Below are 18730 nucleotides of genomic sequence, written 5' to 3' on the forward strand. Positions count from 1 at the left end.
ATCACGCTTGACAACCTGCACCAGTTTGGCGGGGCTGTTGGTGTCACCTCGGGCAGCGATCTGACCCTGCATGACACGAATGCACTGGAACTTTCGGGGGTTGATATCTCCGGCGATCTCACTTTGACCGTCGACGGGGCAATCACGCAAAGTGCTGGGTCGTCTATTTTGGTAGCGGGCGCGGCGGATGTTGTGACGACAGGCGCCGCCGACGTGACCTTGAACGAAGTGGCCAACGACTTTGGTGGTGTGCTGAGCATTGCGACCACAGGTGTGGCCACGATCACGGATGCGACCGCACTGTCGCTAGACGGATCGGTCGGAACCACACTTGATGTGACTGCGGGCGGCCTTGTGGGCTTTGGCGCGACGACGGTAACGGGTGCCGTTACAGTTGCGACAACGGGCGGCATCGCGCAAAGCGACGCCGTCGTCTTCAACAGCACAGCCGCCCTAAGCGCAGGTGCCACGATCACATTGCAAAACGCGGCAAACCAATTCGCAGGCGTTGTCACTTTGAACGCAGGCGGTGATGCCAGCCTCGTTACCGTGGACGCCGTCAGCGTTGAGGGTCAGCTGGATAATGGTCTCAGCATCCACGCCAATGATGCGGTCGACTTAGGCGACCTGCATGTGGAGGATGATCTCGAGATCGTCGCGCATGGCGATATTACCCAAAGCAACGCAGATGATGCACTGTATATAGGTGGCCAGACCACTCTGACTGCCAATGATGGTACCACCGATTACAACATCACGCTTGCGAACCGAGTATCTGAGACACAGTCCGTCAACGACTTTGTCGGCAGTTTGCTCATCACTTCGGCAGCTGACGTCGATGTTCGGGCAATTGAAACCCTTCGGGTTGGCGTGACGTCGTCCACTGACGCGGACATTTACGCGGACGACAAGATTTTCCTAACGGGTGCGACCGTGGCCGGCACGCTGAACGCGGTTGGTAACTTTGACATGACCGGGGACATTTCCGCCCAGTTCATCGACCTGTATTCGGACAGTTTCCTGAATATGAACGGGCATTCGATCACCGCTACGGCGACGGGCAGCGAGGGCTACGTGAGGGTCGTTGCCGAAGGTGACATTACTCTGGGCCATATCGAGTCCCAGAACGGTGACATCTATGTGGAAAGTAGAACTGGCCAGATTACCGATGGTCTGCTGACCAGCGCTGGGGAAACAAATACACAGTGGAACATCAAGACCGCAGGTGTTGTGTCGGTCGTTGCGAACGAAGGATCGCTCAACGCGATCCTCTGGTCGCCCCTATACGATGGCAATGGGGAAACCGCGGACGATACCGCGAACACCATCGACATTGCGGCCTTCAGCGTGAATCAGATGCAGGCACCCGACGGTGTGACAGTCACTGTTGGAGAGGGCGTTGATAACATCGCATTCACCGGTGATCTATACGCGGAACGGGATGTGATCGTGAACTTGGGCAGCGCCAATTTCACAATGTCCGAGGGCACAACGCTGTCGGCAGAAGGGGATATCCGGATCTCTACCACCGGCTCGGTTACTCTTTCAAACATGCAAGTCATCGATGGCAGCACGATTGACTTGCAAGTGGGTGGTGACCTTATCGGGCTGACCAACGCGGATGGCAGCGCGAACCTCTACGGCTCGACCGTTCGTCTGAATGTCGGCGGCTCTATTGGCGCGTCTGATCAGGCGATCAGCATTGATGCTCAGACCGGCGCGGCGGGCCAGAACGGTGCAATCCAGTTCATCGCGACCCCCAGCGATGCGCATCTAGAGATCACCACGCCGAACGATGGCACCAACCGTCGCACGGTCGAGATTGGCTCGGACAGCGACGATTGGGTGGTCGGGAATACGCTGGATGTGACCGCGACCCACGCGGACTTGGACATCCTGGGTGACATCTCCGCAGCGCATGTTTCGATTGAAGCCCAGGCAGGCGCGCTGACGATGACTGATGGCCGGACCATAACATCGCAAGGGGATGTTATTCTCAGTGGTTCTGCCGGTCTGGCCGTGTCTAACATCATTGGAGATACCACGGCGGGCACGACCCAGACGATCACCCTGCGCAGTGATCTGGGCAACATCTCGGAACTAACGGCGAATGAAAGCGCGAACGTTGTGACGGCCGGCGCACTCACGCTGGATGGTCAGAGCATCGCGGTTCTGGGTTCGGGCGATCTGGATGTGGACGTCGGGACGATGGACATTACCACCACTTCCAGCAACGCGGGGGTGGCTAACATTGAATCCCTCAGCAGCCAGACGGTCGTGACCGGTAGCGATGTGACAGGTATCCTGACGCTCACAGTGGATCAGGGCGATTTGACCCTTGCGGGCGATCTGTCGGCGGGCGGCATCATGTTCAATCTGGCCGATAGCTCGGCCTCTGACACGGCGCGGGATATCATCATCAATGATGGGGTCAGCTTGTCGTCGCTTGGTGCCGCGACCTTGCGTGCCACTGGGGATGTTCTGCTGAGCGACATCAACGTGGCAACGGGCGACCTGACGATTGTTGCGGATGGTGAGGTGCGCGACAATGCGGCGGGTAATGGTGCAAACGTGACTATGGGCTCGGGCGAGCTGTCAATTGCATCGCAGGCAATGGACCTGACCCTAGACGTGGGCAATATCAAGTCGTTGACCACGACGCAGGTTGATACTGCGGCCACGCCAATTAACATTGTCTCGATCAACGAGAACACACACCTTGGAGACATCTCTACAAATGGCACAGCCATTTTCCAGCAGACGGCGGGCAATCTGACCCTGACGGGGTCAATCTTTACCGATGATCTCGATATGGATGTCTTGGCGGGTAACCTGAGCCAGGAACAAGCCGCCGCCATGACCGTCACCAACGGGTTCGATCTGACGGCAAGTGGTAATATGGCGCTGTCGTCGATCACAAGTCAGGATGGCGACATCACGATCACGGCTGGCGGCACATTGACAGATGCTTCGCCCACGCGCGAAACAGCGATCATTACGACCAACGCAACGGACGCAACCGTCACCATTCAGGCCGCCCAGATTGGCTCAGAATCGGAGATTGGCGACGTCGAGATTAGGTCGAGCCATGTCGCAAGCCTCTCTGCCACGACTGGTGGTATCTTTGTGGAACTACAAAGAGGTGGTGATCTGGGGGCTGCGACCGCCACCGGCGATATCGCGATCACTCAATCTCTTGGTAGCTTGTCCCTGACCGATGGGGTGACCTCCTCGGCTGGTTCTGTCGGGTTCGCTACGGTGGGCGGTTTGATTATGGACGCGGGTTCGTCGATCACCGCAACCGATGGCGTGACGCTGGATGCGCAGGGTGGCGATCTGACGCTGACGTCGGTGACTGTTTTGGGTACCGGCACTGGCACGGCGATCAGCAGCCTGTCGGCCAGCGGCGATATCATTGATGGTGTGCCTTGGGTCGATGGCCCCAGCCTGGCTGACGTAGACGGCTGGAACGTGAATGCACAGGGTCTGCTGAGCATCTCTGCCACCAACATTGGTGCGGCGGACCAGCGTCTGAACGTCCGGTCAGCGGATCTGTCCGATGTCTCGGCCAGTGGTCAGGTTTACATGGCTGCCGCGGGCACTGGCACGGGCACCGTCACTCTGGGTGGCGGCAGCGCGACCGAGGGTCGGTTCGACCTTCAACTGTTAAGCGATAGCCTTTTGGTTGAAGGCTCTATCGAGGCGAGCAACGTCTCGCTGGTTGTCGACAACGGCACCATGACCATGGAAGACGGCATCCGTATCGTCGCCTATGAGGACATGGACCTGATTGCGCACGGCGACATCGCCCTGAGCCAGATCCAGACCACGGACGGTACCATCACCATTGATGCGGGCGAGGGGCAGATCCTTGATAATAGCGACGCAGAGACGTCGAATATCATTGGCTTGACCGACGATGCGCTGGCGATCATGCGAGGTGGGTCGATTGGTGAGAAGCGGATCGTTGGCGCTCACAACGTGGGTGACATCGACCTGAATATTGCCAAGCTGACCGATCTCGAGGCTGGGGCAGGTGGCATCTATCTGGACAGCGCTCGGGCGTTGGAAATAGGCGATGCCACCACCACGGGTGAGTTTGAGGTGCGTGTCACCACGGGCGACCTGACCCTGAGTGGTGACCAAACCGGCCTGCGCGCGATCCTTGAGGTGCAACAGGGCGGTCTGATCCAACACGATGGCGTGACCCTGACCACGATTGGAACCAGCGGCACGGCGGCAAGCGGCGATCTGACTGTGACCGCTTTGCGCGATATCACCCTGTCCACGATGAAGGTTCAGAACGGTGATGTGAACATGGTCAGCGAACTGGGTCTGGTCGAAGACGGCACCCTGGCCGACGATGCGGACCGCGCAAACCTGATCATCTTTAACGGCCAATTAGTCGAGATGAACGCAAAATCCATCGGCACTAAGTTCGAGGGAGGCGACATCAACATAGATGCGCTCGATATCGATGAGTTGGTGGCCTTTGAAGGCGGCATCTTTGTTGGTCTCAATGGCCGCGATGGCGCACTGGCTAATATCGCGAGCGCCACAGCAACCGATGAGGGCGCAGACATCGTGATCACCTCAGGCGATGGTATGCTGAAGGTCGAGGCGGCGACTGCCGACGATGATCTGCGTCTGGACGTCGCGGGTGAGGCTGATACGGACTCGTTGTTCCTGGGTACGCTGCGGGCGGGCGGGGATCTGACCCTGCGCAGCGCCGCGGGCAACATATTGCAGATCGTTGACACGGATGTTCAGGCAACGACCGCGGGCGCGCTGACCCGTTTGGGTGCGGGCGGGAATATCACGCTGACCGCTGCGACCAACGATTTTGCCGATCTGACCGTTGAAACTGGCGCAGATGTGCATGTGGTCGATGCCTCGGCGCTGAACTTGCTGGATGTGACCACCACAGGCGACTTCACGCTCGAAACCCAGCGTCAGATCGCCATGCAGGATAATACAGCGATCCGTTCGGGCGAAGATGTGAGCCTGCTCCTGGCAACGGGTAACCTGACCTTTGGCATGAGCCACGAAATCACCTCGGGCAACGATGTGAATGTGGATATCAATGCGGGCGATTGGACAGCGATCACCAGTAGCAGCATCACTGCCGCACAGGATGTCTTTGCGGATGTGGTGGGTAACATTGATCTGCGCGGGACGACTTCGGTCGTCGCGGGCCGGACGATCGGTTGGGTGACTGACAACTCAATCGTAATGCAGGGCATCACCACGTTGAACGCTCAAACCGGTAATCTGTCACTGGTCAGCGACGTGGCGGGTGAGATCACCATGTCCGACACCTCGACGCTAGAGTCGGGCGGCGACATGTTGATCGATGCTAAAGACGGCGATCTGACGCTTTCTGATACCAGCAAAATGCTGGCGGACGCTGGCGACCTACAAATCACGCTACGCGATGGTCAATTGACGGCCACTGGCGCCACTCAGGTGGCCGGTGACGGTGTGAGTATTGAACTGCAAACGGCGGACCGTTCGGTCAATCTCAGCGACACGACGGTGGTCACTGCAGATCAGACCGATCTGACCATCCACCTGGTACAAGGCGATATTACGCTGGCAGGCAGGACCACCCTGAGTGCCCAGTCGGATGTGATCGCGATGATCGACCAGGCAGGCGATATCGAGGCCAGCGGTGTGACCATGTTCACAGCCACTGATGACAATGTCATGCTTTCCACCGAAACCGGAGACGTGTCGTTCCGAGATCGGAGCACGATCACCTCAGGCACTGATGCAGTGATCCTGATCAGCGAGGGGAACCTAACCACGCGGGCGGCCACCACCGTAACGGCCAGTCGGGATATTCTGGCAACCTTGCTGGACGGCTATGTCAACTTCAGTGACCGGACTATACTTGAGGCTGACCGCAATGTGGTCATTGCGGCCCGCAACGGTCTTACCGGCAGCGAACTGTCGGCGATGTACGGCGAGAATGTGAACGTCATAATCACCGAAGGTACGGTGAAAATGATGGACAGCGCGCTTGTGGATGCGACCGATGACGTAGAGATGGAGGTCGCTCAGGGCTATTTTTGGATGCAAGACGCCGAAACCCTCATCCGCGGGACGGACGTCAAGGTGACGGTCGAAACCGGCTTGACATCCCGCGAGGGTTCAATCTGGCTGGACCGGATCGAAGGCGACCAAAGCGTTTGGCTTCGGGCGTTGGATGGTCGCATCCTCGATAATACGGCCGCGCAGGACGAAGATCTGATTGTCACCACTGCCATGTCGCTAGAAGCCAGCGATGGCATCGGCCTCATCTGGGAAAACAACCTAAACACCGACGCGGACTATTTCAGCGGGTTCAACAGCCGCTCGGGCGGGATCAACGTTCAGAATCGCACAGCGCTCACCATTGGTAATGCAGGTATACTGCCCGACGCGCCCCGGGGCCTGGTGAACTACGGCGAAGAAGACATTGTCTTGATTTCACCCGGTGTCATTACGCATTTGCAAACGTCCTACGGTGTCGGCGACCGATTCGATGACGGGACAATCACCAACCTGCGCGGTCAGGGCCTGTTCTTGGTGCACAACCTTGGCCAGCCCTTCTTCTGGGAGCAGCAGAGCGATACGACCCGTGCCCGTATTTCTGCTCAGTTTGGCGCGCCAGGAAACGTAGCGCTGCGCGAGCTTCAAGCCGAGGCGTTGCAAGAACAAGCCGAGCGGGAGCTTAGGCTGCGCAACGCGGGTGAGGCGTCCAATGCCGATCAGCTTGACGGGTGGAACCGCTTTGACGCTGAAGGTGATGCGTTCAGTAAACTTGCAGAACGGCTGAACAGAATTGGGCAAAGCGAAGAAATACGGTCGATCCGTAAATCGCGCGAATTGCTGAACATCACGCTTGTTGATACTGTCGAGGGCGGTCAAGTTGATCCGTATTCTCTCATTCAATCAGCAAGTGAGCGTTTTGATCAGACCAATGGAATGGAGCAGTCAGACCTGAACGGAGCTGATCTTGACGCGTCACTTCTGCCCGAAATTGATTGGTTGTCGGAGAATGAGGCAGGTGATGACGATCGCATTGAACAACGTCCGGTTTTGCAATCTGCGCTAGCGCTGGCCGATGATGATTTGGATGCACCATTGATTGCCGCTGAATGATCTGTTTACACAATTCCAAACATGACAAAGGAGCTAAGAAATGGCTGAAAAGAAAGAGAAGAAGATGGACGAAAAAATCCAGGAAACCGTAGAGGCAACTGCAGAAACCGCGACACGCGATGTACGTGTACGGTTTGACGACTCTGAAATGACGTCGAACTATGCAAACGTTGCAAACGTCGGCATGAGCAAAGACGAAGTCACACTTTTGTTCGGGACGAACAAAACCTGGGGCGCCGTGAAAGACGAGGTTGTTATTGGACTGTCCTCGCGCATCATATTAACGCCCTCTGTCGCCAAAAGTTTTGCCGAAACGCTGCAACGTGTTCTGAATGAATACGAAAAGCAGGTCGGTAAAATCGTATAAAGGACTTTATAATGAAACGCTTGAAAATCCTGCTGCTTGGAACTGCAATAACGGCTGTTTTGGCGGCATGTGAGGGAGTGCCTGAAAAGCCTTCTGCGTCTTTGGCGTTTTCTAAAGAGTCCGTTAGATCCAGAATTCCCGCCGATATTAACCTATCCAGCGGGAATCTGGGTTTAAAAGATTTTATCCGGCTGCTGTCGGTCGCAGATGAAAGTATCCGCGCGCAAGATGTGGAAATCGCCCTCGCCGAACAAGAAGCGCTTGGTGCATGGGGCGTGTTTGAGCCGCAAGCCTACGCTAGCTTTGACCGCACCTATGAATTCACCCAGACGAGTGCCGAGGAGTTTCGTGCTCGCGGAACGGGGCTGGATTCGACGGGCACGCCGAACCCTTTTGAGGCCGACATCTCCAAGGCGCGTGCCGGTATCGAGGGCAGAAGCCCGGTGGGCATTAAGATGGATTTGTTTTATGAGATGGAGAGAGCCCGTAACTCGTTGCAAATACCAGCGGCTCGACCTAGCCCCGAGTATTCAGCTGCGGTGGGCGTTTCATTCATTATTCCAATGCTGCGCAACTCTGGGTCTGAATTTAACAAAGCACCTATTGAAGTTGCCCGCGTCGAAAAGGACATCGCCGAAGAGACCAGCCGACTTGTCAAATCGCAGAGGGCCTTCGATGCGATCAAGACCTATCTCATGGTGCAACGTGCCCAGTCTCGCGTTTATTGGCGCCAAGAGGCGTTGGATACAGCCAAGGAGCTAGAAGCTGAAATGTCGGCGCAGGTCACTGCGGGCTTGCGGTCTTCGGCGGATCTGACCGAAGCGGCAGCACGGGTGGCTGAACAACAAGGCCTACTGACTGAAGCGCGGCAGGATCTAAATGAACAGATTGGCGCATTCCAGATTTTTTTCCTTGCGATTGAGCAGGATATTCAGCCTAAGCGCTGGATGCCGTCTGATCCGCTTCGCTCTCCTGCCGCGCAGTTCGTCAGCCCATCGCGTTTGATCTCGCCGGATGAAGCGGTGCAAAGGCGGTCCGAAACCCGCATCAACGCCCTCCGGATCGAGCGCGAAGAGATGAACGTCCTGATGGCGGAAAACCAGGCTCAGCCTGAGTTAAACGTTAAAATCGATGCCAAGCAGTCTTTCTTAGCCGATGAATATGTTCCGTTCCGCGATCTCTATGGCAAAGATAACCCCTATCATTCGTGGCGCGCGGGCTTCGAATTCCGTCGTGGCCTACAGGGTAACATTACCGAACAAAAACAACTTGAAGCCGCCCAATTGCGCGAGACGCAAGCCGAGTTGACCATGAACGCCTTCCGCCAGCGGATCGCCAGCGAGATGAACGGCATCAAAGGCATTCTCGAGCGGGCAAACGATCAAGTGCGGCAACAATCGGAAATGGTGGATGCCTATTGGGACTTGTTTAAAGCAGAAGAGCAACGTGCGCAGTCCGGCCAGTCTTCACGTGTTGAGGTTCTGAACCGCGAACTCGCGTATTACATCGCTAAGGAAGGGCAAAGGGACGCAATCGCGCAGCAAAACCTGTCTAGTTATCTCGCTTCGCAGATCAGTGGCACCTTGCTGGCCCGGATGGGGATCGAATGACCCCTTTCCGGCGATGGCTGCAATATATTGTCCTGTGCGCTGTACCGACGCTGCTGGGGGCGCAGACGTCTGACATGTCACAAGTGAATTATGCCACCGTGGGCCTGTCCTCGGCCGCGCCGGTGTTGGGCGGGTTCACCAAATGCCGCGCCGAGCTTGACTTGGCCTTTGCTGTCTCGGGCCTTGTTGAAGACACATTAGTGGAAGAAGGGCAGACGGTTCACAAAGGCGATGTTTTGATGCGTCTCGACCAAGAGGTTGAGCGGATCGAACTGTTGCGTCGACAGGCCGTCATGGACGATGATGCTGAGCTGCGTGCCGCCATTGCCCGCGCCGACATCGCCTTGCGCCAGAAGGAGGCCGCCGAGCGTCTTCACGAAACTACCGGCGGGATCAGCCGCGAAGAGGTTCAGAACCGTGCGCTGGCCCATAAACTTGCGGTCATCGAAATCTCTCGGCTTGAAGCGCAGGCCAAGATCAATGCTTTGGACTATGATACGGCGCAGGAAAACCTTGTGCGCCGGACCCTTGCGGCCCCCAGCACAGGGATTATCAGCAAGATTGAAACTCAAACCGGCGAAAGCGTGCAGGCGAATGACCCTGTGATGATGCTTTGTGATCTGAGCCAGATCAAGTTCACGGCCAGTATTCCCGTGACCGTTGCGGACGGTTTGTCCAAGGGCATGAAGGTGACGATCCAGATTACCTCTCGCAATACGGTGGTCGACGGAACAGTCGATTTCGTGTCGCCGGTCGTGGACTCCGCATCCGGTCTGCAAGAGGTTAAGGTTTTGATCGATGAGACGTACGAGTGGTTGCGACCGGGGATGAATGCCGTGCTGGTGGTGGCCTCTTAACCCGAACGTGGACGCGGATGGCTAAGCAGACATTCTATGATCAATGGCACCGGATCGCCGAATTGCGGATCGGACTGCGCCCCTCGGTGCAAGTGCGTCAGCAGCGATATCGTGAAGATGTCTACTACGTTTATAACGAGGTCATCCATGCGGGATTTTTTCGCGCCCGACCCGAAACCCATGAATTGGTTCAGCGCATCCGTCCAAACCAGACCCTGCACGAGGTATGGCGCACATTTGTTGATATTTCACCCAAGACAGCACCGGGACAGAAGGATTTCTTTGATCTGATCGCGGCACTTTACCGGGCCAACATGGTCTACGTGGAAGGCGGTGTGAGCGAAGAACGTTTGCTGGAGCGGGCGCTGCAAAAAAAGCGAAAGCCGCTGGCTGCGCGCATATCTGAGCTTTTGTTCATGCGGGTTCCTCTGCTGGACCCCGAGCCGATGTTGAAGCGACTTCTGCCGCTGATCAACGTGATTTACAGCCTGCCCGCCATTCTTGTAGTTTTGGCAACCTGCCTATGGGCCGGGTACGAATTTCTTATTTCCTCGGACCGTGCCTTTGCGCAAAGTCAGAACATTCTACAGATGGGTAACCTGATCCCGCTGTATCTGGCGATGTTTTCAACACATTTGTTGCACGAGTTCAGCCATGCGGCGCTGTGCAAATACTACGGAGGTCATGTGCGGACCACGGGTCTGATGCTGCTTATGTTCACGCCGCTGCCCTATGCGGATGTGTCGGCCAGCTGGGCGCTCCGCAACAAATGGCATCGAGCGGCCGTGGGCGCGGCGGGAATGTACTCGGATGTCTTTGTTTGCGCCATAGCCACAATTGTCTGGGCCTATTCCCCACCGGGCCCATTAAACGAGGTCGCCTCGAACCTTATGTTTGTGACGGCAGTCTACACAGTGGTGTTCAATGCTAACCCGCTGATGCGCTTTGACGGCTATTATATCCTTTCGGACATCAGCGGCATTCCCAACCTACATGAAACCGCAAAAAAGCAGGTGACCGAGCTTTTTCGAACCAAAGTTCTGGGTGAGGCGAGGACTCAGCTGCACCCGGTCAGCACACGGCGGAAATCCTTTTTGGCCGCTTTCTTCTTTACCTCGAACCTATACCGTATTCTCATTATGGTCGGGATTGTGAAGTTCATTGCCGATCAGTACTTTGGACTAGGCTTGGTGGTTGGTGCCGCGCTTTTATACACTACGTTTATCGCACCGGTGGCCAAGTTTTTGAAACCTGTGCGAGACCCGCGCTTCATGGCAAAACATCGTAAAAAAGTAGTCACTACCGGCAGTGTGTTTTTGGCCTTGGTGATGTTCGTGGCCTTTGTGCCGCTTCCGTTTTCGCGCGTTCTGGACGGCGTGGTCGAAGACCGTCAGAAGACCCGAGTTTTCCTGCCACTCAACGGGATCTTGGATCAGGTTTATCCGGAAAATGGCGATCATGTGGCCCAAGGCGCTGTTATCATTCGATTGCGTAACCCCGAGCTTGAACTGGAATTGCAGGGTCTTCAGGCGAAGATCTCCGGTGTAGAGGCACGGATGAACCAGTCCCTGACCGAGGGGGGGCAGACCTACGCCGCGATCGAGCAGGAACTCCAAACTATGCTCACCACCCGTGACTATTTGGAATCCGAATTGCGCAAATTGGTGATCTATGCGCCGCATGAGGGGACTTGGGTTGCCCAGGAATTGCGGGCCTATTCAGGGCAATGGTTGTCCCGCGGGGCCGAGGTGGGCGCAATTTCTAAATCGCAGGATTATCAGTTCCGCGCCATCCTCGAACAGCAGGGCGCCAGTGAGATTGCCGCGATGCGCGCCGATGAGGCCACCGTGAAGGTCGAAGGATTGCGCGCCCAAACGCTTGATATTCCGCAACTTAGCGTTATTCCATTTTCGCAAAAAGAGCTGCCATCGGCGGCCGTTTCGCCCTTGGCGGGTGGCGCGGTGGCGATGGATCTGCAAAGCCGCGACACGCCTCAAGCGGCTGAGCGGTTCTTTCTGATCGTGGCCGACCTTAGCAGCGGGCCAGTTGCCGATAACCTACTGGATGGCCGCCGTGGTTGGATGCGGGTGGCCTTACCGCCGCGATCCTTAGGTCTGCGTGCCTACGACGGGCTGCGTCAGTTTTTTCAAAAGCGGTATAAGCTGTGACAGATCGGCGGGCCCTTTCCGAAGTCTTGGATAAGTACGCGGGATTGCCCTTGGCTGGCGACAGCAACTGGCAGGAAGGTGAAAACGTCTCCGCCGTGCCCAGTGCTGCGCTGTTGTTTCTGAGCACTCATCAGCCTGACTACAAACGCCTGTGGCTGGACCGCCACGGGACGACCTTGAAGACCAAACTGTTGGCGCTGCAACGTCCCCTGGCGCGCCTTGGCAAGTTGGCCGATCAGGTGATTTCCGCGCGGGCGGCTCTTGAAGACTTGAATGAAGATCAATTGGCCGAACAACTCGCTGACCTGCGCGCCTCATCTAAATTTGCGTGCAATGTTCAATCAGCGCGCACCACCGCACCGCACGTTCATGCGATGGCTGGCATCAACGAAGCGGTGCGCCGTGTTTTCGGTTTTCGCCCGCACCGCGAACAGATCATCGGTGCGTTTGCGATCCTCGAAGGCTCCATCGCAGAAATGGCAACGGGCGAGGGCAAGACGCTGACGGCCAACCTCTCGGCCATCGCGGCAGCCTGGCAAGGGATGCCGGTGCATGTGATCACTGCCAATGACTACCTTGCGGCGCGGGATTGCGAGTTGGGGCAAGTACTGTACGCCTATTGCGGGGTTACGGCGGCCTCGGTCACGGGCGAAACGCCGCCTAATGCGCGGGCGGCAGGCTATAATCATGAGATTGTATATTGCACGGCGCGGGACATGCTGGCTGACCACCTGCGCGACAGCTTGATCTTGTCGGGCAAAGCAGGGCGTTTGAAACATGCTTTGGCCGGCGCTCGCAACGGAGGCAAGGGCGAGGCGAGTGGCATCGTTATGCGCGGGGTGCATCAAGTGATCGTCGATGAGGCCGACAGCGTTCTGATTGATGAGGCTGTGACCCCGTTGATTATCTCTACCCCAAAACCAGACGAGCTGCTGGCCGCGGCAGCGGTCAAGGCGGTAGAGCTGGCCCGCGCCTTGACGGAGGACAAGGATTACACGATCAACCAAGACGTGCGTAACGTGGAGTTGACCCGTGCAGGCCGCGCGCGCTTAGCAAAGATGGTTCTGGACGCCGGTCCGTTCTGGCAGCGCCGTGACCGTGCCGAAGAGTTGGTGAACACCGCCCTTTATTCCATGAATATGATGGTGCGCGACAAACATTATATTATTCAAGAGGGTAAGGTTGTCCTTGTGGATGAATTGACTGGGCGATTGGCACGAGAACGCACATTGTCCTTGGGGATGCAGCAGGTTCTTGAGGCGGCCTTGGATCTTGAGATTTCGCCCCCTAGCGAGGTGAGCGCGCGCCTCAGCTTTCAGCGCTATTTCCAGCGGTTAACGCGGATCGGCGGTATGACCGGCACAGCCAAAGAGACGAAGGCGGAGCTGGGTAAAATCTATGGTCTCGCTATCGTGCCGGTGCCGACGCATAAATCCTCCCAACGGCGAAATTTGGGCTATCGGGTGTTTGGAACCAATGCTGAAAAGCTACACGCAATCGTTCAGGACGCTTGCGAGTTGTCGGCAAAAGGGTGTGCGGTGCTGATCGGCGTGAAAAGCGTTCTGACAAGCGATGATCTTTCCGAGGCCTTTGCCAAGTACGCGCCGGATCAACCGATTGAGACCCTGAATGCCATCAACGATGCGCAAGAAAGCGCGATTGTTGCGCGCGCAGGCCAGTCCGGCGCGATCACCGTGGCCACCAACATGGCCGGACGCGGGACCGATATTAAAATCGAAGCCGCTGTGCGCGACACCGGCGGTTTGCACGTGATCATCGCCGAGACGAATGATTTCTCGCGGATCGACCGGCAGTTGATTGGTCGCTGCGCGCGGCAGGGGGATCCGGGTGCTTTCATGCGTTATGTGGCCTTGGATGAAGACGTCGTTATGCGATTCCTACCGTCTATACTGCGCCGGTGTTGGATCACCAGTTTCCGCACTCGCATAGGCCGGCAAATGTTGGCCCGCTTAATGCTGTACATCGCGCAGAAACGAGCAGAACATCTGGCCTACAAGCAGCGTAAAGTGTCGCTCGATAACGAGATTGAAACCGAGAAGAGCATGATATGACCGCACATTCTGCGACTTTGGATGCAAGTTTTGCCACGGCTTTGAGCGCTTTGGCCGAGTTTTCAGGCGCGCCGTCGGCATTCTGGCCCGTTCTGGTCCAGACCGTCCAGCGTCAGTTGAATGCACGCGCGGTTTGGCTTGTTTGGCGCTCCGGGTCGGAAAATCCAGGGTCTTGGAAAGTATTGGATCAACGGCCTTTGGAGGCTTCGGTCCCGTTAGAGGAGGTGCTGTCGCTGGCTGTCTTGAAAAAACTCGGCCGTGATGGGGTGACCGTCGGGCAGGGGCTAGGGGGCAATCTTGCTCTTGGCGAATTGCAGACTACCGACTCAAACAAGCAAATCGTTTTGATTGCAGATTTAGGCGGCACGGCCGCAGCACTAGCAGCTTTACAGAAACTGACCGGTTTTTTGAGCGTTCCGCAAGCGTATGATGCCTTGCGTAAGGCCAAGTCAGGAGCACGGGACGCGACGCGGCTTGCACACACCTTGGAATCCATGGGGCGAGTGCTGGATTCGGAAAACTTTGACAAAGCGACTCTGACCTTTGTGAATGATCTTTCGGAACGTTTTGCCTGCGAAACAGCCTCAATCTCTTGGCGCGCGTTTGAAGGGTTGCGACTGCGCGCGACAAGCCATTCCGAAAAAGTGGCCCGCCGGTCGGAGACAACCTTCCTTCTGGAGGAGGCAGGGCAAGAGGCCCTAACCCAAAATAAGGAGGTCATGCTGCCCGCCACGGACCAAAAGCAAGTCAGCATCGCTCATGAAGCTTATGTGCAGGTGGTCAAACCTGGTCACATTCTGACTCTGCCTCTTATCCAGCGCACCCCGGACGGACAGACTATCGAACTTGGTGCTGTGACGCTGGAGCGTCAGCGTCAGCAATTCACCACCGCTGAGCAATGGGCTTTGCGCCTTTACTGCGAGATGGCCATCGTCCCACTTGTCTGGCACGCTCAGAATAGTAGATGGATGATGGTACGCATGGGCCGTGAAATGGCCCGTTCAGTGCCAAAGGCGCTGAAGCCGCGCAGCGGTGCGGGCAAGCTATTCACGGGCGCGCTGGTGGCGGCCGTTGTGGGGGCCTTGTTTGTCCCGCTGCCTTTCCGTTTGTCTGCGACGGCGGTGTTGAAAACCGACGCCTCTGCTTTTGTCGGTGCTGCCTATGACGGATTTATCGAAAGCAGCGAGATCATCTTGGGTTCGGTCGTGGAACAGGGCGACGTGATCTTTACCCTTAACACGTCTGAACTGGTGTTGGAGCGCAATGCGCTGATCGCAGAGCTGGCCCAGGCCAATCGGGACGCGGAAATCCGGCGGTCGCTCAATCAGTTTTCGGAAATGCAGGTTGCGCAGGCCAAGGCCGATGAGTTGCGCGCCAAGCTATTGAGGATCGATCAAAAGCTTGCCGGGGCCAATGCCGTTGCACCCATAAGTGGCGTGGTCGTCGAAGGCGAGCCTGCCAAGAAAATAGGCGAGGCTGTGCGCCGTGGCGAAAGTCAGGTCACGGTCTCTGCCCTGTCGTCGTTGTATGTAGAGGCGGCGGTTTCCGAGAGGGACCTCAGCTTTATTGAGGTCGGCCAACCGGTAGATTTGACCCTTTTGGCGCGTCCCAAGGACATGTTTTCCATGTCCGTCGCCCGCACGGTGCCGGCGCCTGCGGTACAAGATGCCGACAATGTGTTTCCCGTCCGGATGAGCGATCCGGAAACACGCGCTGATTGGTGGGTGCCGGGTATGACGGGGGTGGTCAAAATCTCCGCTGGAACGCGTCCTGTGTGGTGGCTCGCCTCGCGCAGGCTGGTGGATTATTTACGGTTGTTGCTTTGGTTTTGAAGTAAACCAAAGCGAGTACTTTAGCACCCAAACAGCGACTGACGATGAGCTTCGTTCATCGCATACGAGGCTTTGTCGTCTCAGAATTATGCGGCTGCCAATTCTTCTATAGGCGGGCGAGGCAGACAGGACCTGGCTATACCCCTATTCCATCCGGGCCAAGCCGCTTGATTTTTGAGCCACTCAAGAAGTCCTTGCAATAGATTTTGCGCAAGTGACCAGCCGTTTTTATCGAGTGCGCCTGAACGGGTGTCGCATCTCTCAGCGCAACTAGCTATTTGGGTGATGTCGTGACGCCGTCCTGATTAACAAGTTTGATCAGAAACGAGCGATGCGGAGCAAGCTTGTGTTTGCAGCACGGGCGTCCTTCAGACTTAGCTGTAGCTTGTTTCCGTGCGTCGGCTTCAAAGGACTCAGCTTGCCCCCGCAGTGGATGAGAGCTTCAACTGTGGCACTTTAGCATGCTTGCTTAGCCTTTTATAAGTTTTCTTCTGAAATCGGGTCTAAAGCGTGATCAAATGACATCGCTAATCTATTCTAAATATCCGTTAGCCTGCCCCACCATCAGGGCGTGGATTTATCACTTCCCCCACCCCAACCACCACCATCCCCGTCAAATGCCACACGGCCGCCATCACCACCCCCATATTAAACGCAAACTCGTTGGCGCAGCTCTGCTTGAAGAACTCGCCTTCTAGAAACATGCAGGACCCTTTGCAGAGCTGAACGACGGGGCATGACATGCATTCCTCTCTGAAGGCAAAATGCGTCGCGGTGTCGAGCGCGATGGCGTCGAAGTCGGCCACATGGCCAATCTTGTGCGCGCCCTTCGCACCAGTGTTCTGGCAGGTCATGACGTTCCCGCGCAGATCGACAGCGATGGCGTCGTGGCTGTCCATCCCGCATTTCTGGCCGAGGGCCTCGATGGGCCGCTGGCGCTGGATCGAGGCGTAGAACTCGTCGATGCGCTCGCCGAGGCCAAAGGCGTTGGCGTCCTCGACCAGCGCCTCGAAGATCGACCGCGTCAGGCTGTTCAGCTCGGTGGGCTCAAACCGCCCTGTCCCGATGGCAGTTGCGGCGTCATAAACATTCACGACGCCCTCGAGCCCGACGAAGATGTCCGGCCCGACCTTTTCCGCGAACCAGGCCGTGAGCGCCCGAAGGTCGTGATGCTGGCGCGTCAGAACCGCGTTGAACCCGGTCTTTTCCGGCCTCTCGGCCAGCAGAGCTTCAATCCAGCGCCGCTTGTCAGTGTCGTCTAACGGATCCGGCCCGCGCAGATGCTGCCCGGGCCCATCATGCGAGATCGTGATCGCGATGTCATGCGCCGCGATGAAGTCAAGCTTTTCACGGTTAAGGAGCGAGCCGTTGGTGATGATCGAGAAGCGCGCTGTCGGGAAGCGCGCGGCCAGCGCCGGGATCAGCCGCTTGATCTTTGCCCAGTAAAGGAAGGGCTCCCCGCCCCAAAGTTCGATCTTTTCCGGGGCGTCGGTGATCCAGCCGTCAAGCTGGGTCAGGAAGTGCTCGACATCGGCCAGCTTCGAGACCGTGGCATCGGCGATCTGGAATGCCTGACTGCAATAGCTGCAGGCATAGTTGCAGGAGAGCCCGAGCTGGATTTTCAGCACGCGGGGTGCGCGGGATTTTCCGAGGGGCTTGTCTCTGGCTACTTTGGGCACCGAGGGATACTCGCCGGGATCGACGGGCAGGGGCAGCCCCTCGCAGTCGGAGGTGTGCGCGTTGTAGCGGATGGAACTTCTGGCGCCATCGGGCGCCTCCAGGGTCAGGTCAAACCACATCAGTCAAAGAGCCTCTCTTCAAGGTTGTCAGGCAGGGTCACGCGGAAGTTCGCGACCACCTGCACATGGGGGGTGCTCCCCGCACGGGGGTGCTGGTTGTGGGGAATATGCGAAGGGAAAAACACCGATAGCCCGGGGCGTGAGTGGACGGAGTATCCGTGGCGCGGCTCAAAGGGCAGCCGGCCTTCGTCGAAGTAGCGCGAGGGGTCCTCGATCACAAAGCGCGGGTTCCCAACACTGTTGATAGGCTGACCTGCGCCACTTCCGGTCAGGAAATGCACGCAGGTCAGATCGCCCTCTCGGCTGTCTTTGTGGGTCGAGATGAACCCGCCGGGGGCAATAACGAGCGCGCGGTTTTCGCAATGGTCGGGATCAAGGTATTTGGCCCAGGGACCAAGCACCGCCCGTGCACAATTAAAAAGATGTGCCTTGAGCGCTTGGCCAGCATCACTGCGCTCCAAGATCCCGCGCACCCGCCGCTTGGAGGCAGACGGGACGTCATGAGTTTCACTCCAACCAACAGCCGCAATAGCCTCATCCGCCAGCTGTCGGTTCACCACCCAATCCAGGGGCGTCTCAAAGAAGTTGACCTGGGTCGGCCACAACTCGAGGCTGGTTTTGCGCACCTCCATCTTCAGCACCGGCAATTGCAGTTGCAGTTGTAATAGGCGCGATTGCCCGTGACTGTCACAGCGCCAGTGGTGCCGCCCCCGGACAGGCTGGTGACATAGCAATTGCCAGTGCAGGCGCAGTTGCTCCCGCAATTACCACCCAAAGCACGGATGGGCCCGGACACGGGCGTTCCGTTTGTGACGGTCACGGCGGTAATGTCGCCCGCCCCAATGGCCGGCTTGTTGGCAATCCGGGACCAATCGATTG

At 57.2% G+C, this 18730-nt stretch carries 10 protein-coding genes (1 of these 10 cut by a window edge); 7 read left to right on the forward strand and 3 right to left on the reverse strand.

Features of this window, described 5'->3' with window-relative positions; all coding sequences use genetic code 11:
* The 7 genes in view from PM04_RS15425 to PM04_RS15455 are tightly spaced (at most 40 nt apart) and all read left to right on the forward strand, a layout consistent with a single transcriptional unit that may run on beyond the window.
* Positions 1–7146 carry the 3' end of an Ig-like domain-containing protein gene (locus PM04_RS15425; protein WP_038008521.1) on the forward strand. Its footprint begins 48621 nt before the window's first position, so only the last 7146 of its 55767 coding nucleotides appear in the window; its start codon lies beyond the left edge, outside the window; its stop codon occupies positions 7144–7146.
* Positions 7147–7186: 40 nt separating this feature from the next.
* Entirely contained in the window at positions 7187–7513 is a 327-nt protein-coding gene (locus PM04_RS15430) for a DUF3467 domain-containing protein (RefSeq protein WP_052068512.1), read from the forward strand.
* Between the two features lie 11 nt (positions 7514–7524).
* Entirely contained in the window at positions 7525–9123 is a 1599-nt protein-coding gene (locus PM04_RS15435; protein ID WP_038008524.1) for a TolC family protein, read from the forward strand.
* The gene (locus PM04_RS15440; protein WP_038008526.1) at positions 9120–9980 is read left to right on the forward strand and encodes an efflux RND transporter periplasmic adaptor subunit; all 861 of its coding nucleotides are present in this window, start codon (positions 9120–9122) and stop codon (positions 9978–9980) included. The genes PM04_RS15435 and PM04_RS15440 overlap by 4 nt, the downstream gene beginning before the upstream one ends.
* A gap of 17 nt (positions 9981–9997) precedes the next feature.
* Positions 9998–12148: an efflux RND transporter periplasmic adaptor subunit gene (locus PM04_RS15445; protein ID WP_038008528.1), complete on the forward strand. Its 2151-nt coding sequence runs from the start codon at positions 9998–10000 to the stop codon at positions 12146–12148.
* Positions 12145–14220, forward strand: a complete 2076-nt coding sequence (locus PM04_RS15450; RefSeq protein ID WP_052077313.1) for a hypothetical protein — start codon at positions 12145–12147, stop codon at positions 14218–14220. The genes PM04_RS15445 and PM04_RS15450 overlap by 4 nt, the downstream gene beginning before the upstream one ends.
* Entirely contained in the window at positions 14217–16052 is a 1836-nt protein-coding gene (locus PM04_RS15455) for an efflux RND transporter periplasmic adaptor subunit (RefSeq protein ID WP_038008530.1), read from the forward strand. The genes PM04_RS15450 and PM04_RS15455 overlap by 4 nt, the downstream gene beginning before the upstream one ends.
* Before the next feature lie 548 nt (positions 16053–16600).
* On the opposite strand, the gene PM04_RS15460 is transcribed toward PM04_RS15455, so the two are convergent.
* The 3 genes from PM04_RS15460 to PM04_RS18265 all read right to left on the reverse strand — a co-directional run.
* Positions 16601–17851 carry a radical SAM protein gene (locus PM04_RS15460; protein WP_052077314.1) on the reverse strand — a complete coding sequence of 417 codons (1251 nt, stop codon included), beginning with the start codon at positions 17849–17851 and terminating at the stop codon, positions 16601–16603.
* A complete protein-coding gene (locus tag PM04_RS15465; protein WP_038008532.1) occupies positions 17851–18483 on the reverse strand; it encodes a hypothetical protein in 633 nt (210 codons plus the stop codon). The genes PM04_RS15460 and PM04_RS15465 overlap by 1 nt, the downstream gene beginning before the upstream one ends.
* Before the next feature lie 2 nt (positions 18484–18485).
* Positions 18486–18730, reverse strand: a 245-nt coding sequence (locus PM04_RS18265) for a hypothetical protein (RefSeq protein WP_038008535.1), incomplete at its 5' end; no start/stop codon positions are given.

The sequence above is a fragment of the Thalassobacter sp. 16PALIMAR09 genome (genome assembly GCF_000765485.1).
GTDB lineage: Bacteria > Pseudomonadota > Alphaproteobacteria > Rhodobacterales > Rhodobacteraceae > Thalassobacter > Thalassobacter stenotrophicus.